Source organism: Mesorhizobium sp. WSM4806 (genome assembly GCF_055811635.1).
In genome coordinates this window covers 282,148-304,304 of record NZ_JBVVQZ010000001.1, presented here as the reverse complement: position 1 = coordinate 304,304, position 22,157 = coordinate 282,148, and the positions used below count along the sequence as shown (strand labels likewise).

Annotated in this window: 18 protein-coding genes; 11 read left to right on the top strand and 7 right to left on the bottom strand. The window is 62.0% G+C overall.

Annotated features, from left to right (window positions below; translation table 11 throughout):
* Nucleotides 1–76: 76 nt before the first annotated feature.
* The 6 genes from AC0L2M_RS01360 (at nt 77) to AC0L2M_RS01335 (ending at nt 6,268) form a co-directional block, all read left to right on the top strand.
* Entirely contained in the window at nt 77–361 is a 285-nt protein-coding gene (locus AC0L2M_RS01360) for a DUF2218 domain-containing protein (protein WP_128172095.1), read from the top strand.
* Nucleotides 362–389: 28 nt separating this feature from the next.
* Complete coding sequence (locus AC0L2M_RS01355) at nt 390–1,292, top strand: siderophore ABC transporter substrate-binding protein (protein ID WP_473533832.1); 903 nt, start codon at nt 390–392, stop codon at nt 1,290–1,292.
* A complete protein-coding gene (locus AC0L2M_RS01350; protein WP_287301443.1) occupies nt 1,289–2,269 on the top strand; it encodes an ABC transporter permease in 981 nt (326 codons plus the stop codon). The genes AC0L2M_RS01355 and AC0L2M_RS01350 overlap by 4 nt, the downstream gene beginning before the upstream one ends.
* The gene (locus AC0L2M_RS01345) at nt 2,262–3,236 is read left to right on the top strand and encodes an iron chelate uptake ABC transporter family permease subunit (protein ID WP_473533831.1); all 975 of its coding nucleotides are present in this window, start codon (nt 2,262–2,264) and stop codon (nt 3,234–3,236) included. The genes AC0L2M_RS01350 and AC0L2M_RS01345 overlap by 8 nt, the downstream gene beginning before the upstream one ends.
* Complete coding sequence (locus AC0L2M_RS01340) at nt 3,233–3,991, top strand: iron ABC transporter ATP-binding protein (protein ID WP_091589887.1); 759 nt, start codon at nt 3,233–3,235, stop codon at nt 3,989–3,991. Before AC0L2M_RS01345 ends, AC0L2M_RS01340 begins: the two co-directional genes overlap by 4 nt.
* A 165-nt stretch (nt 3,992–4,156) precedes the next feature.
* Entirely contained in the window at nt 4,157–6,268 is a 2,112-nt protein-coding gene (locus AC0L2M_RS01335) for a TonB-dependent receptor domain-containing protein (protein WP_473533830.1), read from the top strand.
* Between the two features lie 82 nt (nt 6,269–6,350).
* Here AC0L2M_RS01335 and AC0L2M_RS01330 read toward each other — a convergent pair whose 3' ends face one another.
* From AC0L2M_RS01330 to AC0L2M_RS01300, 7 genes are all read right to left on the bottom strand, one after another.
* Nucleotides 6,351–7,196, bottom strand: coding sequence for a sugar phosphate isomerase/epimerase family protein (locus AC0L2M_RS01330; RefSeq protein ID WP_473533829.1), 846 nt, complete (start codon nt 7,194–7,196; stop codon nt 6,351–6,353).
* Entirely contained in the window at nt 7,193–8,536 is a 1,344-nt protein-coding gene (locus tag AC0L2M_RS01325) for a DUF6005 family protein (RefSeq protein WP_473533828.1), read from the bottom strand. Before AC0L2M_RS01325 ends, AC0L2M_RS01330 begins: the two co-directional genes overlap by 4 nt.
* Nucleotides 8,536–9,807, bottom strand: coding sequence for an AMP-binding protein (locus AC0L2M_RS01320; RefSeq protein ID WP_473533827.1), 1,272 nt, complete (start codon nt 9,805–9,807; stop codon nt 8,536–8,538). The genes AC0L2M_RS01325 and AC0L2M_RS01320 overlap by 1 nt, the downstream gene beginning before the upstream one ends.
* A gap of 12 nt (nt 9,808–9,819) precedes the next feature.
* Nucleotides 9,820–11,529, bottom strand: coding sequence for an IucA/IucC family protein (locus AC0L2M_RS01315; RefSeq protein ID WP_473533826.1), 1,710 nt, complete (start codon nt 11,527–11,529; stop codon nt 9,820–9,822).
* Nucleotides 11,513–13,282: an IucA/IucC family protein gene (locus tag AC0L2M_RS01310; protein ID WP_473533825.1), complete on the bottom strand. Its 1,770-nt coding sequence runs from the start codon at nt 13,280–13,282 to the stop codon at nt 11,513–11,515. The genes AC0L2M_RS01315 and AC0L2M_RS01310 overlap by 17 nt, the downstream gene beginning before the upstream one ends.
* A gap of 231 nt (nt 13,283–13,513) precedes the next feature.
* Entirely contained in the window at nt 13,514–14,641 is a 1,128-nt protein-coding gene (locus AC0L2M_RS01305; protein ID WP_473533824.1) for an NAD(P)/FAD-dependent oxidoreductase, read from the bottom strand.
* A 60-nt stretch (nt 14,642–14,701) separates the two neighbouring features.
* Nucleotides 14,702–15,709 carry an SIS domain-containing protein gene (locus AC0L2M_RS01300; RefSeq protein WP_473533823.1) on the bottom strand — a complete coding sequence of 336 codons (1,008 nt, stop codon included), beginning with the start codon at nt 15,707–15,709 and terminating at the stop codon, nt 14,702–14,704.
* A gap of 95 nt (nt 15,710–15,804) precedes the next feature.
* Here AC0L2M_RS01300 and AC0L2M_RS01295 point away from each other — a divergent pair, with 95 nt between their 5' ends.
* From AC0L2M_RS01295 to AC0L2M_RS01275, 5 genes are all read left to right on the top strand, one after another.
* Nucleotides 15,805–16,671: a PfkB family carbohydrate kinase gene (locus tag AC0L2M_RS01295; protein WP_473533822.1), complete on the top strand. Its 867-nt coding sequence runs from the start codon at nt 15,805–15,807 to the stop codon at nt 16,669–16,671.
* A gap of 161 nt (nt 16,672–16,832) precedes the next feature.
* The gene (locus tag AC0L2M_RS01290) at nt 16,833–17,669 is read left to right on the top strand and encodes an ABC transporter substrate-binding protein (RefSeq protein WP_473533821.1); all 837 of its coding nucleotides are present in this window, start codon (nt 16,833–16,835) and stop codon (nt 17,667–17,669) included.
* Nucleotides 17,670–17,745: 76 nt separating this feature from the next.
* Nucleotides 17,746–19,263, top strand: coding sequence for an amino acid ABC transporter permease/ATP-binding protein (locus tag AC0L2M_RS01285; protein ID WP_473533820.1), 1,518 nt, complete (start codon nt 17,746–17,748; stop codon nt 19,261–19,263).
* Nucleotides 19,264–19,373: 110 nt separating this feature from the next.
* Nucleotides 19,374–20,468 carry a LacI family DNA-binding transcriptional regulator gene (locus AC0L2M_RS01280; RefSeq protein WP_473533819.1) on the top strand — a complete coding sequence of 365 codons (1,095 nt, stop codon included), beginning with the start codon at nt 19,374–19,376 and terminating at the stop codon, nt 20,466–20,468.
* 423 nt (nt 20,469–20,891) lie between these two features.
* Nucleotides 20,892–21,923 carry a substrate-binding domain-containing protein gene (locus tag AC0L2M_RS01275; RefSeq protein ID WP_287071218.1) on the top strand — a complete coding sequence of 344 codons (1,032 nt, stop codon included), beginning with the start codon at nt 20,892–20,894 and terminating at the stop codon, nt 21,921–21,923.
* Nucleotides 21,924–22,157 lie beyond the last annotated feature (234 nt).

Genomic DNA, 22,157 nt, shown 5'->3' with positions numbered 1-22,157 from the left:
CTGCTCAGCGACGCCGACTTGTCCGAACGGATAGCTTACGATAAGTGGAGTGTAAACATCATATTATGAGGTCTCGATGCTGACTGCAACCACGCGCTGCGAAACGCCGAATGCGGGCAAATATCTCCAGCAGCTTTGCAAGCATTTCGCGCACAAGGTCGAGGTCGATTATGGCGATGGGCATGGGCAGTGCCGCTTCTCCTGCGGCACGGCTACCATGAATGCCGGTCTCGAACGGCTGGACATAGTGGTGGAAGCGGCCGACACCACCGCATTGACCGAGACCAAGCAGGTCATAGAATCGCATCTCGTCCGGTTCGCCTTCCGCGAAAATCTCCAGCCGCTGGCCTGGCGCGATTGAAGCGTCGTCTTCGCTACGGAGCATGCTCATGAGATGGCTCAAGCCGGTCCTGGCCTTGCCGGCATTGGCGCTTTTCCTCGTTCAGGCGTTCGCAACCGAGATCGAGACCGCGCACGGCCCGGTAACGGTCGGCAAGACGCCGCAAACGCTCGCGGTGTTCGACATTGCGGCGGTCGATACGTTGAACAGCCTGGGCGTGAAGATCGCCGGCTTGCCCGATAAGCTCTATGTGCCCGAACTCGCCGGGTTGAAGGACGGCGCGGAAATCGTCGGCACCATCTTCGAGCCCGATCTGGAGGCGCTGAGCGCGCTGGCGCCGGACCTGATCATTGTCGGCGGGCGCTCATCGCCGCAACTGGCGGCGACCAGCCAGATTGCGCAGAGCATCGATATGACGATGAATGGCGATGATCTGTTCGCGCAGGCGAAGCAGCGCCTGACGGCCTACGGCGCTCTCGTCGGCAAGCCGGCCGAGGCGGCGGCGCTTGCTTCGGAACTCGATGAGGCGCTTTCGTCCACACGTGCCGCCGTCAAGGGCAAGGGCACGGCACTGATCCTGATGACCAGCGGCCCAAAGGTGACCGCCTACGGCAAGGAGTCCCGCTTCGGTTGGCTGCATTCGGCGCTCGAGCTCACGCCGGCGGTCGAGGATGTCGAGGCCGCCACCCACGGCGAAGCGATCTCCTTCGAGTTCCTCCGCCACGCCAATCCGGACTGGCTCATCGTGCTCGATCGCGCCGCGGCGATCGGCTCGGGGGAGCAGAACGCCAGGGCGACGCTGGACAATGAACTGGTGGCCGAAACCACAGCCTGGAAGAAAGGGCAGGTGGTCTACATGCCGGCAGCCGATTTCTACATCGCTGCAGGCGGCGTCCAGTCGACGAAGCGCGTGCTTGAGACCATTCGAGACGCTTTCTCGCGGACCCAATGACCGCCGGATCGCTTGGCTCTCAAGGCTTCGCCTATCAGGCAATCGGCGCCGCAACCCTGCTGGCGCTGTTTGTGGCCAGTCTGTTCGTCGGCGTCGGAGAGCTTGCCATAGGCAGTCTGGCCTCCGATCCGGAAGCCTTGCGGCTGATCATGATCAGCCGCTTGCCGAGGACGTTGGCGGCACTTCTGGCCGGCAGCGCCCTGGCCATCGCAGGGCTTGTGATGCAGACGCTTGCCCGCAACCGTTTCGTCGAGCCTTCGACGGCTGGAACCGCGCAATCGGCGGCACTCGGCATACTGGTGGTGACGCTGGTTTGGCCCGATGCATCGCTTGGATGGAAGGCAGCCGGCGCGGCGGTGACCGCTCTCGCCGGGACATCCGTTTTCCTCATGCTCGCGCATAGGTTGCCGCCGACACAACCTTTTCTCGTTCCGCTGTTCGGATTGGTCTATGGCGGCGTCATTGGCGCCGCCGCGATCTTTGCCGCTTGGCACCTGGACCTTCTGCAGTATCTCGAAGTGTGGATGACGGGCGAGTTTTCCGGCATCCTGCGCGGGCGCTATGAACTGTTGTGGGTTGCGGGCGCACTGGTCGTATTGGCCTGGTGGACGGCCGACCGCCTGACGATGCTTTCGCTGGGCAGGGACGTCAGCATAGGGCTCGGCCTGAATTATGCCGCTATGCTTCGGCTCGGCCTGGTCATCGTCTCGGCCATCACCGCGCTGACCGTGGTCGTCGTCGGTACGATCCCGTTCGTCGGCCTTGTCGCGCCCAACATCGTATCGCGCTTCGCCGGCGAAAACCTGCGCCACACCTTGCCATGGGTCGCCGGCGGTGGCGCGGCGCTGGTGCTTGCCTGCGATATCATGGGCAGGCTCATCCGTTTCCCTTACGAGGTTCCGGTCGGCACGATCCTCGGCGTCGTCGGGGCGGTGCTGTTCCTAGTCCTGCTGCTTGGCCGAAACAGCAATGACTGAAGTTTTGATGCAACGCGGCCTGGTGCGGCACGAGGGCCGCCTCGTGATAATGGCGGCAGTCGCAGTGCTGGTCGGCGTGGCCTTCATGACGATCGGCCTGCGCGGCGATCTCGCCTTCGTGGTCGAACTGCGCGCAGCGCGGCTGGCTGCGATGGTTCTGGTCGGCGTGGCGGTGGCGGTTTCGACGGTCGTGTTCCAGACCGTTTGCGCCAACCGCATCATCACGCCGTCGATCATGGGCCTGGATGCGCTTTACGTCTTCTGCCAGACGGCGCTGGTTTTTGCGCTGAGCGGTTTCGGCTTTGCCGGCATCGATCCCAGCCTGCACTTCTTCGGCAATTTCACGGCAATGACCAGCCTCGCGCTGGCGCTGTTCCTGCCGATGCTTCGCCGGCGGTTCGACCTGACGCTGATGCTGCTGACTGGCGTCGTGCTGGGCGTGCTGTTCCGATCGATGACGACGTTGCTGGCGCGGCTGCTGGATCCGAACGATTTCGCCGTACTGCAGGGTACGGTCTTCGCCAGCTTCAATGCGGTGGAACCCGATCTCCTGCTGTTGGCCGGCCTGATCACCGTGGCGGGTGTCGCCATCGCCTGGCGGGCGCGACATGTTCTCGATGTGCTCGCGCTGGGCACCGACACAGCCATTGGGCTCGGCGTGGCGTGGCGCGTCACGGCTGCCGGGCTGCTGGTTGTTGTCGCCGCGCTCGTGTCGGCGTCGACGGCGCTGGTTGGACCGATGGCGTTTCTGGGGCTGCTGGTGGTTTCGCTCGCTGAGCGCATCGTCGGCACCGACCGGCACGCCATCCTTCTGCCGGCAGCCGCGCTCACGGCGATAATCGTGCTCGTCGGCGGCCAGACAATCCTCCAGCATGCTCTGGGCGGGGAAGGCAGCCTCGGCATCGTCGTGGAGTTTGTCGGCGGCATCGTGTTCCTCGCCATTCTGTTTGCCGGGGGCCGGCAATGATCGAGATTGCAGGCGTCTCCCTGGCTCTTGGCGGCAGCCGCATTCTGGATAATGTCAGCCTGACCGTGCCGAAGGGCGGCGTCACGGCGCTTGTCGGACCGAATGGCGCTGGCAAGTCCAGCCTGTTGTCGTTGATCGCCCGCCTGCGGCCCCTGCAAAGCGGCCGCATCACCGTCGACGGGCTGCCGGTCGATACGACGCCGAGCCGGCAGTTGGCCAGGATCATGGCCATCCTGAGACAGGATCCCGGCGTCGCAAGCCGCCTGCGTGTCGCCGAACTGGTGGGGTTCGGTCGTTTCCCGCACAACCGCGGGCGGCTGACCGCGAAAGACCGCGAAATCATCGCGGCGTCGCTCGAACAGTTCGATCTCAGCGACCTGGCGCTGCGCTTCATCGACACCTTGTCAGGCGGGCAACGGCAGCGCGCCCTCGTCGCCATGACCTTCTGCCAGGGGACGGATTACATCCTTCTCGACGAGCCGCTGAACAACCTAGACATGTTTCATGCAAGAAACCTGATGCGGACACTGAGACGCATCGCCGACGAGCACGGCAAGACGGTGCTCATCGTGCTCCACGACATCAATCATGCAGCCTCGTACGCCGACCGCATCGTCGCGATGAAGGACGGCGCCGTTATCGCATCGGGCGAAACCGGCGACATCATCCGGCCGGATATACTGGAGAGCATTTTTGGCTTCTCGATGCGGGTCGAAAACATCGCCGGTCGGCTGACCGTCCTGCACCACGCCTGAGTAAGCTCCGCGGCTGCAGCGCTCGAACCGCAGCACTTACAACGGCTTGCATAACTGGATTTTTATTATCAAGTTTATTGCCGCAGCGCAACCGATGGGTTAAGGCAGTCCCAACAGTCGCGGTTCGCGCCAGCCGGGGCTACCGTATTCGAGGGGATTTAGCCGATGTCATCAGATCTGTTGCGCGCGCTGACCGTCAGCACCGCGATGTCCATTTTCTTGTGTCCCGACGCGCTGGCGCAGTCTGCCCCCGCCCCGGAGGCGGAAGCCGGAACGAGCACCACCGAAGAAAATCAAGACAGCCAAGCTCCCGCTGGGGGCACGCAACTCGACACCATTCTCGTCGTGGATGTGGGGGCGGGCGCCAACGCGACGGCCGGCGCCAACCTGATCACCATCGACCAGCAGGAGATCGATCGCAAGAAACCGCAGGATTTGAGGGAGGTGTTCTCCGGTGAGCCGCAGATCGCCGTCGGCGGCGCGATCCCCAGCACGCAGAAGATCTACGTCAACGGCGTCGATGAGAACAATCTGGCCGTGACTGTCGACGGGTCACGACAGAACAACAAGGTGTTCCACCACAACGGCACCTATCTGCTCGACCCGGCACTTCTAAAGGCCGCGTCGGTGCAGGCAGGCGTCGCGCCGGCCGACGCCGGTCCGGGCGCACTGGCGGGCTCGCTTGGATTCGAGACCAAGGACGCCGTCGATCTGCTCGAACCCGGCGGCAATTTTGGCGGTTTCGTCACCGGCATATGGGACACCAACAGCGAGACGTTCACCACCGGCGTCAGCGGCTTCGGCCGGCAGGACGGCTTCGAGTATCTCGGCTACATCAACTACGGCCGTGGCGACAACTTCACCGCCGGCAACGGCCAGGAGATGCTGGGGACCGGCACCGATCTGATCAGCGGGTTGGCCAAGATCGCCTACGAGAGCGTCGAGGGCCATCGTTTCGAGCTCAGCCACGAGCAGGTCCGCGACGACGAACTGCGCCCCTATCGCGCCAATGTCTATATCGATAATGGCGCGGAGCCAGTGACCCGCAACTACGATCTGCGCCGACAGAATACGGTTTTCACATATACCGACACCTCACCGGAAGGCTGGTGGGATCCGAAGATCGTGCTTGCATATTCCCGGACCGAACTGGGCACAGAAGTTACGGCCCCTCGCGGTCCCCAGGCAGGCGTCACTGGGCCAGCCTTCGGAGAAACGACCAGCCTCAACGGCAAGGTCGAAAACCGCTTTTCGCTCGACGTCGGAAGCGTCACCGCGGGTCTCGATTTCTACAGCGACAAGGCAGCACTGGATTCGCGCTTCCCCGGTTTCTTCGAATTTGCCGACGAACGCGCCAGCAACGTCGGGGCTTATGCCCAAGCCCGCCTGGAGCCGTTCGATCGGGCCAGGATCTCCTTCGGCGCACGTGGGGACCATCAATGGTTCACCGGCGTCGATGATTCGGATTGGAACAATGCGGGCCTGAGCGGCAACATTTCCGGCGAATACGACCTCGTACCGGAATTCCTGACGGTCAAGGCCGGCACCTCGCATGTCTGGGGTGGTGTTCCGCTGGCGGAGAACTTCATCCAGAATCCAGTCTGGACCTATGGCGAGGGTCCAGAGCCGGTGACATCTGACAACTACACTGCGGGGCTGGAAATGCGTTACAACGGCTTCACTTTCGAGGCCAATTTGTTCCGTACGAACATCGACAACGCACGCCTGCCGGTCTACGGACGCGCGCCATACCTTCCCGGGGATACATCGATCCGAACGCTCGATCTCGATTCGAAGGGCTGGGAAATCGGCGGCCGCTATGATTGGGACGCCGGCTTTGTCAGTGTGAAATATGCCGATATCAATGCCGACGTCGACGGCATGCCGGCCGATACGGAGATCGGCCGCTATTTGACGACACCTCTCGGTCAGATCGTGATGATCGGCGGCGGCTACACGTTCGACGATTGGGGCCTCAACGTCGGTGGCGACATCGAAATCGCCTTGAGGACCGACAGGACCTTGGTGCGGCATGACACCGACCCGACAAGCGCAAAGAAGGAACTGCCGGGCTATGAGGTGGTGAACGCCTATGTCGAATGGACGCCGCCTTCGAAGCCGAACTTCACGCTGCGCGCCGACGCTCTCAATATATTCGACGAAGATTATACGGACCGAGCCGCCTACGGTCAGGATTTTGCGGAACTAGGGCCGGGCAATGAACCACACAAAGATCCGGGCCGCTCGTTCCGTCTGAGCGTCACGGCGCGGTTCTGACCCGGAGCGCCACGGCGCGTCGAAAAGGCTGGCGCGGGAGTGACCTGTGCCGGCCCTGAAACTGGTCTCGAAACGCGGTCGCTTACGCTACGCCGGCGCGAACCGGTGCTTCGCGGTCCGCCCGCAGCAGGCGCATATTGCGGGCGTCGTTGGCGAGTATGTTGAAGCAGTCGCCGCCGAACCATTCCAGCGAGGCATCCACCTCCTCGCGTTCGAACAATTCGTCGAGGAATTGCAGATAGTCCACCGCGCCGTCGAAAAGTGCGGTCATGCCCGTGCGCTTTCCGGCCGCGGCATAGACGTTTGCCGGCTCGAAGACGGCGAGGTCGGCACGCGAGCGGACATTTTTCAGATGATAGTGCCGGATATGCGGCAACAGGGCGCGACGCGCGGCGACCGGATCGGCGCCGCCTTCCCAGACGTGCAAGGTGTCGAAATTGATGCCCAGCGCCGGATGGTCGACCTCCTCGAGCAGGCGCTGCGTCGACGACAGTGTATCGGCAAGCGTTCCCGGATGTGTCTCCACCAGTAACTGGCAGCCCTGGTCCTGCGCCATCATGCAGGCGTCCTTGAGCCGCGCCGACAGTCGCCAGCGCGCTTCGGGCGAGGTGTCGCTGCTTGCCGACTTGCCGGCGAACGTGCGCACCTTGCGGGCGCCCCAGCGGCCGGCCAGGCGGCAGAGGTTCGACGTGGCGTGACGCAGCGACGCCAGATCCTCATCGAGAGGCAGATAGTCGCTGAGCATCGGCACCGAAAGGCCGAACGCCGCCATCCAGTCGGCGTTGCGGTCGGTCATATGCTGCATGTTGCGTGCGTGTGCGCCCCAGAGCTCGATGCCCTGGAAATCGTTCGCCGCCGCCCATCGCGCGATGTCCTCCAGCGACAGCAGGTGATGGCGGAACGTGATCGTGCAGAGCGACAGCCTCATGCCACGGCATCCTCGACATCGTGGCGCGGCGCGTGTAGGAGGCCGCGCGTGTCGCACCACACCCGATAGGTTTGGGCAAGGCGGCGCTTCAGCGAGAGCTCCATTGCGTCCAGCATATCGAGTTTCTCGAACACCCGCGGCGCCAGGGCTTCGTCGCCTGTCTGGCTGAGCTTCATGACGGCGTAGTGAAGCGCCTTGAATTCCTGGATCAGGGATTCGATGTCGTCGCAGATCGTGTCGAACCCGGCGTTGGAAAGCTGCAGCGATCGCCAGAAAAAGGCGAAGCCGTGCTCCAGCGCGTATTTGCGGATCGAGATTACCGGCAGCTCGCGCAGCGCAATCGACAACTCGGGCAGCTTCACGCCGTCGCGGCCTTCCAAATGCGCCCGAACGACTTCGCGCGTTGCGCGCGTCAGCAGATTGTCGTCTTCATGGAAACAGGCAAGGAAATAGTCGCGCAGATCGACGGCGGACGGTTTCCTGATGTCGGCAGCGTCGAAGATGAAGCCGCCGGCAACGGTCGGCTGCATGATCGCATTGATGACTTTCTGCTTCTCGATCCTGCCTTCCCAGCGGAAATCGGGGTCTAGAACCATCCAAACCGCCGGATCCTCGGTGTGTTCCAACATCAGATAGTGCGGGAACGGATTCTGGTTGAACTTGTTCTCGCGCTCCGGCAGGTGGAAGAGATCGAGCATGACCATCAGGTACTCGCTCTGCTTCTTGCGTTCCAGGAGCTCCAGCATCGTCGCCAGGTTCTCTACCTTGGCTGCGTCCGGCCGATACCATTGGCGGACCTTGGCGCCGTACAGGCGCTCGAACCAATCGCGGAAGAAGTCGTGGTTGATTTCAGGCGCGTGATACGCCAGCCGCCAGCTTTTATCGACGGCGAAACCCGCATCCCAGACGCCGAAGAAGAAAGGTCGATGATCAAGCTGCCTTTGCTTCACCGCGTGGCAGACATTGCTGACGAAGCAATGCACCTTGATGTCGACGAAGTCCTCGCCATGCACGCCGATCCGCTCAGCCGCTTCTTGTTCCGCGCAAGCGAGAGCAAGTTCCTTAGCCGGCTTAATCAGTGTTCCATTCTGTTCCGAGGCGTTGACGAACAGCCGCGCCAGGTCGTCCACCGTGTCCAGATCCTGACGGCTGACCACCTCCTCGGGAAGCGCGACACCGTGGTCGAGTTCAAGCGCCAGCATGAGTTCGAGAATGAGCACGGAATCGAGATACAGATCCTCGTTCAGCCTGGCTTGCGGCGCGAAGCCATCCATGTGCTGGTTGTCGAGCCTGTCGCGCAGGACCGTCCCGATCGCGTCGACTATCTGATCGTAGGTCATCAGGCTGCCTCCGTCCGTGCCGGCGCGAATTCGCCCGTGCCGTAGCGCGCAGCCACGTCGCGCCTGCTGATCTTGCCGTTCGCTTGACGCGGGATCCGCTCCACCTGAACGATCTCGGACGGCATCTGGTGTGCTGCAAGCCGCTCGGCGCACCATTGTCGAAGCTGCGACCGGTCGACCGCATGTTCGGCGCTGAACAGAAGCGCGACGCGCTCGCCCGCGAATGCATCCTGCTTGCGGAACACGACCGCGTCGCCAATGCCGGCGAACGTCATGACCACGTCCTCGACTTCCTTCGGATAGACGTTGAGGCCCGAGACGTTGATCAGGTCGTCGAGACGCGACAGGAAGACCAGCATGCCGTCGTCGCGGCGGTAGCCCAGGTCGCGCGTCTCGACGACCACGCCTTTGCGCTCGACGGCAATTTCCTTCGGCTCAATGGCCGTGCCGGCGTCGCGCAACGCGAAGCGCGGCAGCACAGAGCCGATTTCATTAGCCGACTGCACATCAGGGTTGATCGCGATGCAGCCGGATTCCGAGCACCCGTACTGCTGGAACATGTGCCTGGACTTGGCCCTGATCTGCCCGAACCAGGGGTCGGGCAAGAGGGTGCCGGATGTCATCGTTGCGTGGATCTGCTCGCCGGCCGGCAAAAGCCTGGCAAGGGTGTGAAGGATGGCTGGCGACGAGATCAGATAGGGGCGCTCCGTTTCGCGCAGCTTGCGCAGCAGGAATTTTGGGTTCCCGGTGTCCAGTATGGCGGGCGACTGGCCGCGCTTCAGCGCCACCATTACGCCGCAGATCAAGCCATATGAATGGGTGGTTGGGCCGGCGATCAACGGGGTCATGTCCTGTGGCTCGACAAACGCCGAGGTGTAGCTGTCGATCTCGTCGTCTATGTCGCTCCAGGCGCGCGCGATGCATTTCGGCTCGCCGGTCGTGCCAGAACTCATCTGCAGCAGCTGTCCAGCTTCGCTGGCGCGCTCCTCGCAGATCGGCTCGCCATCCAGCCGGTTGTAGAAAAGCCAGTTGCACTTCGCCGTCTCCGCCTGCCGGCGCGCCGCGGCATATGGCGTCGAGGGATGCAGCGGCAGCACGCTGGCGCCGGCCGCGCGCGCGGCAAAGAAGAACGCCAGCCAATCCTGCGCCTCGGAGAAACAGACCGCAAAACGGTCGCCTGCGCGCTTGTCGAGTTGCACCGCGGCCGCAATGCGATCCGCCGCGTCGCGGAAATAGGTTCGATCAAAGACCGTGTCGTTGATGGTGATCATTTTTCTGTCTCCTTACGCGACTGCAAGGCTGTTTGGGATTTCGTGAGCGCATTCGGTGCCCGGTGGCGCGAGCTTGCGTCGCAGCAGCGATTCCGTGCGGATGCGTGGCTGGAAAAGGCCAAGCGCGGCCTGCCGGTGTGTCAGTCCGAACTGCCGGCAATGGTCCTGCAACTGCCTGCCGACGCCTGACCAGAAGCTGTCTTCGTCGAGGCCGTAAAAATGCCGCAGCAGATGCGAGATCTCGGCGAGGTTGTAGACGAACAGCGCGTCCAGGCAGAGCTCGCCGAGCAAATCGGCGCTCTCCATCCAGTAGTACTGGTTGGGCGCGGCGTCACGATAGGCGGGGTTCAAGGCGAGGAAGTCGGGAACAATGGAGGGATTGCGCAGGAAGCCCGGCGCATATTCGACGCTGTCGTGGAAGTCGCGCATCGCCAGCCTCACGGGCAAGCCATCGCGATGGATCAGGATCAAGTTCTGGCCATGCGCTTCCGTCGCGATGCCATGGCCGACGAGCAGGTGAAACACCGGCATCACCACCGTAGCCACAAGCCTGTCGAGCCAGGCGTCCAGCCCGTACTGCTCGACCCAGTCCGCGACGAACGGCTGGCCGTCACTCTCCAAGGCCATCAGCGCGTTGAGCGGCACCGCGGTTTCGCCGGGCTGGAGGCTGCTCGTAACGTCCTCCCGCCAGATCGCGGCGATCTGTCCTGCCAGCGGTCCTTCCCGATCTGCGATCGTGCCGGCATATTCGGCGAGGATCGTGAGCGGATAGCGCGCCTCGAACAGCGTATCGCTGGCGACAATGTCCTTGAGCCAGCGGCTGATCGACGGCGCGCTGCACACCGAATGCGGCTCGATGATGCGCCTGGCCGACGAGCTGACGAGATTCATCGGCAGTTTGAGATTGGCGCGTCGCGGGTGATCGCGATTGAACAGCGTCCGCACGGATTGGCTGGCGCTATAGCGATCGCCGGCATGGCCGAGGAAACCGGCGGAGCCCTCCGCCAGCCAGCGCGACAGCTCCGAGCCCTGTAACGCTTTCCATTGCCAGGGATGCAGCGGCATCAGGCCGAACCGCCTTGCATTGTCGCCGAGCCGGACACGGCGCTCGTCCAGCAGCGCGTAGGTTTCGGTGCCGAGTTCGTGCATCCAGAAAGCCTGCTCGTCCGTGGGAAACGCCGAGTGCAGACGTTCGGGCGCGACCGCCAGCCAGGCCAGTTGGAAGGCGTTGCCTGCTTCCGGGCCGTACGCCGCGTGGTCGGCGTAGTCGAAGCCGGTGCGCGCCTTGAAACACGGATGATAGGGATGACCCTCATCGATCGCGCTGTCGAGTTGCGCAAATGGCAGATCGCGGCGCGGTCTGGGCCGGAGATTGAGCTGGTTCCAGGCGCTGAAATCGAGCGTCCGATCCAGTTCGGACGTGAGTTGCGCGCGCCGTTCGGGGCAGGTGTCTATGCTCGCAAGCAGATCGCCGAGCGTCGCTGGGCGCCATTGGTCGGCGCAGCCCCGCTCGATCGTCTCGGCGACAACCCTGACCCGGCCGAAGGCGCCGATCGATCCCTCGCAGCGTATCGAGGCGCCGCCGCAGCGCCATTCGAAGCGGGCTTTCCCGCCGTCTCGCGACACCGCGCAATCGACCAGGCCCTCATAGACCAGGGCTTCCGCGAGCTGGCGCATCACACGCAGCTCGGGGATGCCGTGGAGATCAAGAGGCAATGGCATGTGCCTGCTCCGCGGCGACAAATAGCCCGACACGGCTGAGTGGATTGGGAAAATGCGTGTAGACGGCGCTGCCGCCCTCGGCCAGCTCATCGACATCCCCGAGTCGGATTGCCAGGTTGGCCTTCGCGGTGATGTGCGGCTTGTCCAGCAGGCTGGTCGCGAACTCCCCGCCCGCGCCAGTGAGTTCTTGCGCCAGCTTCTTGAGCCGCGCTCGCAGGATGGCGAGCAGTTCGGCCTCGCTTGCCAGGCCGTCATGCCCGGCGCGCGCGATGACCGAGAAGATCTGGTTGACGATGAGATAGTAGGAGAGCCGCTCGCGAATCTCGCGGTCGTCGAAGAAAAGACTGCGGATCTGGACAACCTCGGGCATCAGGCCATACCACCGGGCCCTGAAACTGTTCGAGAGGTAGAACCCCTGGCTGTCGCGATAGAGGTATCGGCTGGGCAGCCCCTGCTGCGACAGGTCAAGCAAGCTGTTTTGCTGATGCGCTTCCAGCGCGACGCCGAACCGATCGTAGAGTTTGACCAGCGGATCGAGCGCACAGTCGAGATAGCATTCGAACCAGCGACGGCACGCCTGCCGCACCGAGATATCCTGATCCTGCGCGACGCGCCGGACGACGGTTTCGAACAATGAGCTGTGCCCGAGACGTGGTTCGGCCGTCAGTGCCGAAACGGTGATCACCGGGTGGTCGGCGCGGCCCCGGAACGGGTTTTCGCGGAAGATGACTTCGAAACCGCTCTCGGCCTGCCCGGAAAAATCCAGCGTCACGTATGCGCTGTCGTGGAGGAAGCCGAGGCGCGGCTCGAACATGTCGATCCCGGCGCGCTCGAACAGGCGCGCCACCGCAACGCCCGCCTCCAGCTCGTGCCGCCTGTTGACGCGCTTCGAGTTGGTGATGCGGATGGGCAGCGAGAATTTCGGCATCCAGGCGGCATCATCGCTGTAAACCGTGCGCACCGAAGAAGTCGCCGTGAACACCGGCCCTGCCGGGCCGAGATACCGGATCTGCCCTGAATCCATGAGCGCGCGCACCGCCGGGTCGAGCATCAACGCTTGCGCCTGAAGCGGATGCATGGGCAGGAGCATCTCGCCGTTACCTGCGGCGACCTTGCCGGCGTCATTCCCCAGCAGTGAGCTGACGATCGCGGTCACCGCGATGCCGGCGGAATCCTCGCGGACGAGGTCGGCAGCGGCGGCGAAATAGGCCAGTTGGAAACCGCCGCGCAATTCGGGGGCATAGACATCCTGCTGCCAGTTCGACATGCCCTGCAGGCTCTTGGGCGTCGGATGCAGAGGATGTCCAAAATACAGGGATTGTTCCGCGGCTATAAAGCCGATCGGTGGCGGCGCCCGATCGGCGGCATCGAGGTAACGCTTCGTCGCCTGACAGCTCTGAAGAACCCGTTCGAGGAGCTCCACATCGGCTTGTCGGTGCGTGGCCGATCCGGCTTCTCTGGCTCCCAGCACAAGCAGATGCACGGCCAGGATCGGTTCTATCTCGTGCCAGTTCGGACCTGCATCCTGACGAATCCAGATCTGTCCAAACAGGTGCATTCCGCAAAGCGATCGGGATTTCATTTCGATGCGCAGCACGGCATGCCGCGACGGCAGGGAAATCTCCACGCAATCGAAGTTCCGTTCTCCGATGCGGTGGAACACCGGAATCCCGGAATTCAGCTCACGCAAATAGCTGTTTGCGAAGGCTCGAAACGTTGCCTGTTCTGCTGCAATCTGATTCTTGTCGATCATTTGTTGCGGACGCCATGTCGCACAGACGCCGGGCAGGCGCTCTGCGCTGAGTTTCAAAGGTTTTGATGGCGCCGCGCGTGAAGGGCCAGCCTTGCTGCGGCCGCGGCTAAAACTAAACTACGATTGTCATGTTATCCTAGTCAGCTTCGCGGATCAACCTCCGAAGGCGGTCATCTGGACAATGCCACCGCGGCTCATCTGGACAGTTCGATCTCGGCCGCGATTGCCCTTTTAGCCGAAACGGTTGGCGCGGAAGGTTGCAAGCATGGGATGCGGATTGCCGGAGGCGATTTCTTTGGCCAGCAATTCGCCGACGATCAGTCCAAGCGTGGCGCCGCTGTGGCTAAAAGCGACGTGAAGGTCGGCGACGGTCTCGACGGAGCCAAGCACCGGCTCGCCATCGCCGGGGATAGGCTTCGGGCCAACGGCGTAGGTTGCGAGTTGGAGCCGCGGATTGCCGTCGAGCACGGCGGTAGCTTCGTCGAGCAGTCCCGTTACGGTTTTGTCGTGCACGGTGTAAGTGCCGTCTGAGTTGACCATGACTTCTTCCTCCGACCATGCCGAATCCAAAACAAGTGCGCCATCCGGCGTCGGGCGCACCGCAACACGCGGCGTATTCAGCACGGCACGGAGGTCGGTCTTGATCGGTTTGGTCTTCAAGAGAAGTGAAATCGGGGTGGCGTCGGGGACATGGACTCCGATCTCCGCAAGCATGCAAGGCGTCGCTGGCCCTACGGCAAGGACGACTGCATCCGCCTCGACCGGCGTACCGCCAGCAGTGATGACGCCACGTGCGCGACCGCCTGTGGCAACTATCCGCACGCGTCCAGCGTCCTGAACAAGCTTGCCGCCGCGGGAGCGGAATTCATTGAGCAGCCGATCGATCAAAGACGGCAGGTCGACCCATCCTTCGCCAGGATTGAAGATGGCGCCCTGCGGGGCGATCGCGTTGGCATCGATGCCGGGCGTCACTGCGGCAACTTCGGCAGGGTCGAGCAGAAGCGAGTCATAACCAATATCCTGCTCCAACTGCCACATCGACGCGATCTGGTTCGCCTCGTCATCTGCATCCCAGGTGAGGCCGCCGTCAAAGCGAAGCCACGATGCGGCTTCCGGCCTTGTAGCGGCCAGGGTCCGATAACGATCGATGCCTGCAAGCCTCAAGCGGTGATAGGCAGTGTCCGCGCGTCGCGCTGAGTTCAGCCAGGAAAGTGAACGGCCGGATGCACCATTGGACGGCGCGCCGTCGTTGACAATGGTCACATCAAGGCCAAGGCGGGCGAGGTGCAGCGCGGTCGATGTGCCAAAGATGCCTGCGCCGACAACGACGACATGACGCGGCTTAGGGGATGCAGTCATAGAGAAATCCTTCTACGCGGAAGATGGGCTGAGTGTGAGATCGCCACACGCGCGGCGGGACTAGTAGTCCGACAGCTTCTTCATGTAGCGCCGGCCCTCGAGCATTGGCCGATCGCGCAAACCGGCCAGCTTGTAGGCAAAACGCCATAGAGTGTCGAAGAAGACCAAAGGCACGAGATAGGGTTTGATGTGTTCGGACATACCGCTGAGGTCGAGTTCGGCTCCATCGAGCACCAGGATGTTTTCCCGGCTGCCGTACTCGATAAGGAAATCGCGGGCGCGTTCGGAAAGGCTCCGCGTCTCATCCAAACCCAGCAAGACAATGAAGCAAGCATCCTTATCCACGACTTCGAATGGGCCATGAAAGAACTCGTTCGCGTGTATTGCCTGCGAGTCGTACCACTGCATTTCCATGAGCACGCAGATGGCGTAGGAATAGGCCGCACCGTAGCTGGCACCGCTGGCTAGTGTGTAGATTGCCTCTCGAGGTGCGAAGCGAGGGGCAAACGCCTCGAACCGGTCTGCGTAGGCCCAGTGCGCGCGCTCGATGGCCGGTTGAAGATGGCCCAGGGAGATCAGCAGGTCACCGGTTAGCCCGCCATCCTCCCGAGCATCGATCAAACCGGCGAGCAGCATGTAGAGCACGCCGTAATTGCTGTAGGCTGCATCGATTGCTTTGCCCGTCGTGTACGAAGCCTGGTAGGCAATCGGGTGGTCGACCGCCCGCGCGAGGGGCGATGTCTGGTCGAGCGTCATGCCGATTGTCGTTGCGCCTCGCGTCCTGGCATGATTGGCCGCCCGCACTGTCTCCTTGGTGGTTCCTGTCTGCGAGCAAAGGACAACGAGCGTGTCAGGTCCCAACCGCCGCGGATCTCGGCAGACGAATTCATCCGCGTTGTAGCTGTCACAGGCGAATGTCCCATTGTGGCGGTCGAGGAAGTATTTGCCTGCCATCATGATCGAGAGCGAGCCGCCGCACGCCACGAGAAAGAGGTGCGAAAACCGCCTGCCCGCGGTGGCGTTCAGAGCGCGTTCTACGTCGGCAGGCAGGGCGGAAATCATGAGCATCCTCGTCTCGCTGACAGAGTTGGGGTCGGCGCGCAATTGACAGGTAGCAGTCATTGTGCGAACGTTATCACATCCTATAAGCTGAAAGTCCTGCAATGGTCAAGATTGCCGCGATGGGCGATAACGTGGTCGATTGCTACCTTGATCGCGGCGAGATGTATCCTGGCGGAAACTGCCTCAATGTTGCAGTCCACCTGAGCCGCTTCGGCGGGCAGTCGGCCTATGTTGGAGCGATCGGAAAAGACCGGGCCGGGGACCTGATCTGCACCGCACTGGCGTCGGAGCGCGTTGACATCACCCGATTGCGGCGCCTCGAAGGGCCGACCGCTTACTGCCTCATAGGTCACCACAACGCCGATCGGATTTTCCTGGATTTCGACCTCGGTGTTTCGATGTTCACGCCGACGCATGAAGATCTGGATTTTCTCTCAGGCTTTCAGGCCGTGCATATCGGCCAGTCCAGCGGATTAGACCCGTGGATTGCCTCAGTGTCAGGTAACTCTCTATTATCTTACGATCTTTCTACGCGACGGGAACCGGAGCATCGGCGAAAGATTGGACCTTACTGCTATCTGGCTTCCGTCTCAGGGGATGGTCTCGACGACAAGGAATTGGCCGCAATCGTATCCGAGCTGCTTGCATGTGGTTCAAAGTGGGTTTTGGTAACTCGCGGTCGAGCCGGCGCGGTGCTTCACAGAGACTCGGTCTCCTACCACACTCCGGCGCGGCTGGTCGAACCCGTCGACACCTTGGGCGCGGGCGACACCTTCATCGCCCGAACGCTACTCGGCCTGCTTAACGAAGAGGCGCCTCAGGACATTCTCCGACATGCCGCAGAGGCGGCGGCTGCAACCTGCCAGTACTACGGCGCAATCGGCCATGCGTCAGCAATAGATATCGGGAACATGACGCCCGAGATCCCCCGCGGGGCCCGGCACGCTCCACCCGGGAAAGCTGTCTAGCTGCGAAATTCTCCGAAACAATTGACGCGAGGAACGGATAATGCTAGGGGAAGTGATAACGTTCTCATCCGCTCAACGAAACGCCACCTAAGAGCATTTTTGATGGATCAGACGTCGAGTGGAACCGCAAGGCCGGGTTCGGCCGATTAAGAGGAGAAGACATGCAAACAAATTCGAGCAGGCGCCACCTGGTGAAATGCGGGCTGGCGCTGACCGTCGCGTTGGTGACAGGATTTGGCACATTGGCCTGGTCCACGCAGGCAAAGGCGAGCGACAACCCCTACAATCTCATCGACCCGATGGCGATCAGCGTCGGAACGATGGGCGATGCGAAACCTTACGTCTTCACCGACGCCAATGGAAACTTCACCGGCTTCGATGCTGAACTCTTCCGCGACGTGGCGCGCCGGCTCGGGTTCAAGGAGGAGCAGGTCGTCTTCACCGGCCAGGAATTCTCGGCGCTGCTGCCATCCGTCGCCAACGGCCGCTTCGACGTCGCTGTCGCCGCGATTGGCACGACCGCGGAGCGCAAGAAGACCGTGGATTTTAGCGACGGATATATCGCCGGCTATCTGTCGATCATTTCGGCCGATCCGGCTCTGACGAGCAATGAGAGCACCGCCGGAAAGCGCATCGGCGTCATCCAGGGGACGCTGCAGGAAATCTATGCCGAGAAGAATCTGAAGGGCGACATCGTCAAGTTCCCCGACAACAACACCGCAGTGGCGGCGCTGAACAACGGGACGATCGATGGCCATTTCACCGACTATGAGTCGGCCAAGCAGTATGTAGAACGCTACAAAAACCTGAAGATAACAATGAACGTACCGTCCTTCGATGCGCCAGCCGGGTTCGTCGTCAAGAAAGGCAACGATAACTTCCGCGAGGCACTGAACAAGGCGCTGCGCGAGGCAATGGACGATGGCACCTGGAAACGGCTGCACGAAAAATGGTTCGCGGGCACCCCGATGCCGGATCAATATCTGCCCAAGAAGTGAATTCGAGCGACTTCGCTGTGTTTTCCGGCCGGGCCCGTGAGCAACGGTGCCCGGCCGAGTTATAGATGGACCTGATATGAGCTGGTTCGATACCTTCTCCCGCAGCTTCCTTGATTTCCAGGCGATGGCAGACGTTCTGCCAAACATGGTGATGGTCGGCCTCAAGAACACCCTGATCCTTGCCGTCGCCTCGACGTTTTTCGGGACGCTGATCGGTATCGTCCTCGCCGTGATGGGGATTTCCGAAAACCGGCCGCTGAAACTCCTCGCACGGGTCTACACCGATATCTTTCGTGGGCTTCCCGCCATTGTGACTATTCTGATCATTGGCCAGGGCTTCGCGCGGTTGGGCCGCGATCTGTTCGGTCCATCGCCTTATCCGCTGGGCATTCTGGCACTCAGCCTCATTGCCGGCGCCTACATCGGAGAAATTTTCCGGGCCGGCATTCAGAGCGTCGAGCGTGGTCAGATCGACGCCACCCGTACTCTCGGAATGACGTATGGCCAAGGCATGCGCCTGGTGGTGATCCCGCAAGGCATCCGCCGCGTCCTGCCGGCACTGGTCAACCAGTTCATCGGCAACGTCAAAGACTCCAGCCTGGTCTATTTCCTTGGCCTGCTCGCCTCCGAACGCGAACTGTTTCGTGTCGGACAAGACCAGGCCGTGCTGACCGGCAATTTGTCACCACTCTTGCTGGCCGGCGTGTTCTATCTCGTGATCACGGTGCCGCTAACCCACCTCGTCAACTACATCGACGCGCGCATGCGCGTCGGCAAGCGTATCAGCGGCGTGCAGAGCGGCCTCAAGGAAGTCGCCGAGCTGGCTGACGCCGGTTTACCGGGCGCAGCCAAGGCGCCCGCACGCTTCAAGGGTGGCAGCATCGAGGTCAAGAATATCGACATGGCCTACGGCGCCATCCAGGTGCTCCATGACGTCAGTCTGAAAGTGGAGCCCGGGACGGTCACCTGCCTGATCGGGCCATCCGGCTCGGGCAAGTCGACCTTGCTGCGTTGCCTCAACCGCCTCGTCGAATGTCGGGCCGGAGACATCCTCCTCGATGGCGAAAGCATCTACAGCCAGACCCCTGACCAGCTCCGGCGTCGTGTCGGCATGGTTTTCCAGCAATTCAATTTGTTCCCCGACCGCAGTGCGCTCGCCAACATCACCTTGGCGCTGCGCAAGGTAAGAGGCATGTCGCGCGTGGAGGCTGAGCGCGCGGCCTCAGCGAGGTTGCATGAAGTCGGACTCTTGGAGCGCAAAGACCATCGGCCGGCAAATCTTTCGGGCGGACAGCAGCAGCGGGTGGCCATCGCGCGAGCCCTGGCCCTCGAGCCCGAAATTATGCTGTTCGACGAAGTCACCAGCGCCCTCGATCCGGAATTGGTGAAGGGTGTCCTGAACTTGATGGCCGACCTCGGACGGGGCGGGATGACGATGGTCGTCGTTACGCACGAGATGAACTTCGCTCGCAAGGTTGCAAACCAGGTCGTATTCATGGACGAGGGACGGATTGTCGAGGCAGGGCGACCAGCGGACCTTTTCGACAATCCGCAAAGCCCTCGTCTTCGGCGCTTTCTGTCTGAGGTGCTCTGATTGCAATAGTGTGTGCAACGGCGAGTGCTGCTGTGTTCGGGCTTGCGGGGTGGACCTAACTGCCACTAGCTCGTCGTTACGACGCACGAATGGGCGGCGGAGCTTGCTGAGTGATTCAAAGATCGTCAAAAAACGCAACCATCATAGAGGTTGCTCGCCGGGCCGGGGTCAGTTCCGCCACGGCGGGGCGTGTGCTTGGCGACTACGGTTACAGCAGCCCCGAGGTTCAGGAGAAGGTGCGCGCCGCCGCAGCAGCGCTCGGCTATCGCCCCAATCGCCTGGCAAAAGGTCTGATCACCGGTAAAACGCAGACTATCGGAGTTGTGGTCGGCGACATCGAAAGCCCGTTCTACGCGAGCGTCTTGCGTGGAATAGGAGATGTCGCGCGCCGTGGCGGCTTCGGGGTTATCGTTACGAATAGTGACGAAAATGCCGAACTCGAGCGAGAGGCAGTGCAACTGCTGCTGGAAAAACAGGTCGACGGTTTGATCGTTTCGTCGACCTTCGCGGATCAGCCGGATCATCTTCGTGAGGCAGTCGCGGCCCGCTGTCCCGTGGTGCAGTTCGACCGCATCGTGGCGGGCCTGGAAACCGATACCGTGGTGGTCGACAACGTGTCTGTAACGCGCAGCAGCATCGCTGCGATGATTGAGGCCGGACACAACCGCATCGGCATACTGGCCGAACTGGGTCCGGGCCAGCGCGATGATGTCGTCTCGTTTGTGGCGAACGTCGATCTCTCCAGCGCTGACGTTCGCTACCTCCATCCAAGCTGGCAACGGCTGTTGGGGTATCTGGAAGCCCATCGTGCCGCAGGAATCGAGCCGGATCTGCCGTTGATCCGCCGCGTGACGGTCTACTCCAGCGAGGCGGCCCGCAAAGAGGCGCTCGATCTGCTGACGATGCGCAATGCGCCGTCCGCTCTATTCACCGCCGACGGTGTGATGTCGACAGGCGTTCTGGAGGCGACTTCCGCACTGAAGCTTGCGATTCCAGGAGACGTTTCGCTGCTTTGCTTCGACGATCTCGACTGGATGCAGTTCGTGGCACAAGGTATCACAGCCATCGCGCAACCCGCCCATTTGATCGGAGCGGCGGCGGCGGAGCTTCTCTTGAAGAGGCTGGCGGAGGCCACCTTACCTTTCGAGCACCGTGTCCTGGCGGCCCGCTTGGTGGAGCGCAATTCGATTGCCGTGCATGTCTAAGGCTGGACGATCTGAAGTCCCCTGAGAGGGGAAGAAGGCCCGTCCCTGACATTCAATCCCTGCCTGCCTTGACCTACAACGGTCGTAGGTCATTCAGGAAAGCATCGCCAGGTCAGTTGAAACCGCTGACCTGAGCTTGCCTGGCTGTTCACTCACCAACACTGGCGACCCTAACGGCTTCGGCGCCGGTCCTCGTGAACGAGGACAGCCGCTGCGATGGCGGCGCTTTGTCGTCTCGGCTGGGCGGGTGTACGAGCAGTTGTGAAATATATTTCTGTATGTGAATTTTATTGACACTCGAGCCAACTGCTGCGAATGATCAACCGCTGGGCCTCGGGAGGAGGTTCGGCCTCATCAACCACAAGCGGCGGCACGCAAGTGTCCGACCGCCCAATTGACCAGGCTTCGGCCGAGGGAGGACTCTTGCGCAAATTTTTGAGCATGCTCGCCATTTCGGCAGCCGCCACCACAGTGTTGGGGGCAAGCCACGCCGCTGCCCAGGCCGCTAACCCGTTCAAGTGCGAGCCGGGTGAAAAATACGTGATGAACGTTATGGTTTCCGGCGTCGAATATTGGTTCCCGGTCTACGAGATGTTCAAGCAGGCTGGAAAACAGTTCGGCTGCGAGACCGAATATACCGGGACCCCCGAATACGACGTGAACAAGCAAATAGCGACGTTCGACCAGGCGCTGGCTCAGAAGCCGGCTGGCATCCTGGTCCATCCGATGAACTCCGATCCCTTCATCGAGCCAATTAATCGGGCCATTGAGCAGGGAACGGCAGTAGTCACATTCGCCGCAGACTCGCCCAACTCCAAACGAGTGTCCTACATCACCTCCGACAACGTCGCCGAAGGCACCTATGCTGCCGATGCAGTCGCCAAGGCGATGGACGGCAAGGGCGAGTACGCGGTTCTCGAAAACCCCGGACAGGACAATCACGACAAGCGCATTGCCGCCTTCATCGCCCGCATGGAGGCCAAATGGCCGGATATGAAGCTCGTCGGCCGCGCGGCGTCGAACCAGGATGCGACGAAGGCCTATCAGGCCGTGCTCAGCCTTGCTCAGGCGCATCCCGATCTGGGCGCGGTGTTCATGCCGGAAGCCAACTCGGCAATCGGCGCAGCTCAGGCCGCCAAGGAAGGCGGCGGCAAGATCCGGGTCATGCTGGCCGACGTCAACGCCAAGATCCTCGACATGATAAAGGCCGGCGAAATCTTTGGCTCAGTCAACCCGAACCAGGGCATGCAGGGCTATATGGGGTTCATGCTGCTGTGGATGGCCAAGCATCCCGAACTGATCGACCCGATGAACGACGCCCGGCGGTCGGGATTCAACGCCATGAGCGTGCCCTTCGTCGACAACGGCTTTTCCATCGTCACCGCGGAAAATGCCGACGATTTCTATTGGGACGCCTACCTCAAGCGGCGCGGCACCAAGGGCATCGAGGAGTAAGGCCAGCCGCTCTTCGAGCTCCTTCGGAATGCTCGACCGGACGGGGGGGGGGGGGGGCCCCCCCCCCCCCCCCCCCAAAAAAAAAAAAAAAAAAAAGGGGGGGGGGGGGGGGGGGGGCGGGGCGGGGGGGGGGGGGGGGGGGGGGGGGGAGGGGGGGGGGGGGGGGGGGGGGGGGGAAAAAAAAAAAAAAAAAAAAAAAACAAAGAGGGGCGAGAGGGGGGTGGCGAGGCGGGG

Coding starts and splice junctions, on each gene's coding strand:
- AC0L2M_RS01360 (WP_128172095.1), top strand. CDS start 77: ATGCTGACTGCAACCACGCGCTGCGAAACGCCGAATGCGGGCAAATAT.
- AC0L2M_RS01355 (WP_473533832.1), top strand. CDS start 390: ATGAGATGGCTCAAGCCGGTCCTGGCCTTGCCGGCATTGGCGCTTTTC.
- AC0L2M_RS01350 (WP_287301443.1), top strand. CDS start 1,289: ATGACCGCCGGATCGCTTGGCTCTCAAGGCTTCGCCTATCAGGCAATC.
- AC0L2M_RS01345 (WP_473533831.1), top strand. CDS start 2,262: ATGACTGAAGTTTTGATGCAACGCGGCCTGGTGCGGCACGAGGGCCGC.
- AC0L2M_RS01340 (WP_091589887.1), top strand. CDS start 3,233: ATGATCGAGATTGCAGGCGTCTCCCTGGCTCTTGGCGGCAGCCGCATT.
- AC0L2M_RS01335 (WP_473533830.1), top strand. CDS start 4,157: ATGTCATCAGATCTGTTGCGCGCGCTGACCGTCAGCACCGCGATGTCC.
- AC0L2M_RS01330 (WP_473533829.1), bottom strand. CDS start 7,196: ATGAGGCTGTCGCTCTGCACGATCACGTTCCGCCATCACCTGCTGTCG.
- AC0L2M_RS01325 (WP_473533828.1), bottom strand. CDS start 8,536: ATGACCTACGATCAGATAGTCGACGCGATCGGGACGGTCCTGCGCGAC.
- AC0L2M_RS01320 (WP_473533827.1), bottom strand. CDS start 9,807: ATGATCACCATCAACGACACGGTCTTTGATCGAACCTATTTCCGCGAC.
- AC0L2M_RS01315 (WP_473533826.1), bottom strand. CDS start 11,529: ATGCCATTGCCTCTTGATCTCCACGGCATCCCCGAGCTGCGTGTGATG.
- AC0L2M_RS01310 (WP_473533825.1), bottom strand. CDS start 13,282: ATGATCGACAAGAATCAGATTGCAGCAGAACAGGCAACGTTTCGAGCC.
- AC0L2M_RS01305 (WP_473533824.1), bottom strand. CDS start 14,641: ATGACTGCATCCCCTAAGCCGCGTCATGTCGTCGTTGTCGGCGCAGGC.
- AC0L2M_RS01300 (WP_473533823.1), bottom strand. CDS start 15,709: ATGCTCATGATTTCCGCCCTGCCTGCCGACGTAGAACGCGCTCTGAAC.
- AC0L2M_RS01295 (WP_473533822.1), top strand. CDS start 15,805: ATGGTCAAGATTGCCGCGATGGGCGATAACGTGGTCGATTGCTACCTT.
- AC0L2M_RS01290 (WP_473533821.1), top strand. CDS start 16,833: ATGCAAACAAATTCGAGCAGGCGCCACCTGGTGAAATGCGGGCTGGCG.
- AC0L2M_RS01285 (WP_473533820.1), top strand. CDS start 17,746: ATGAGCTGGTTCGATACCTTCTCCCGCAGCTTCCTTGATTTCCAGGCG.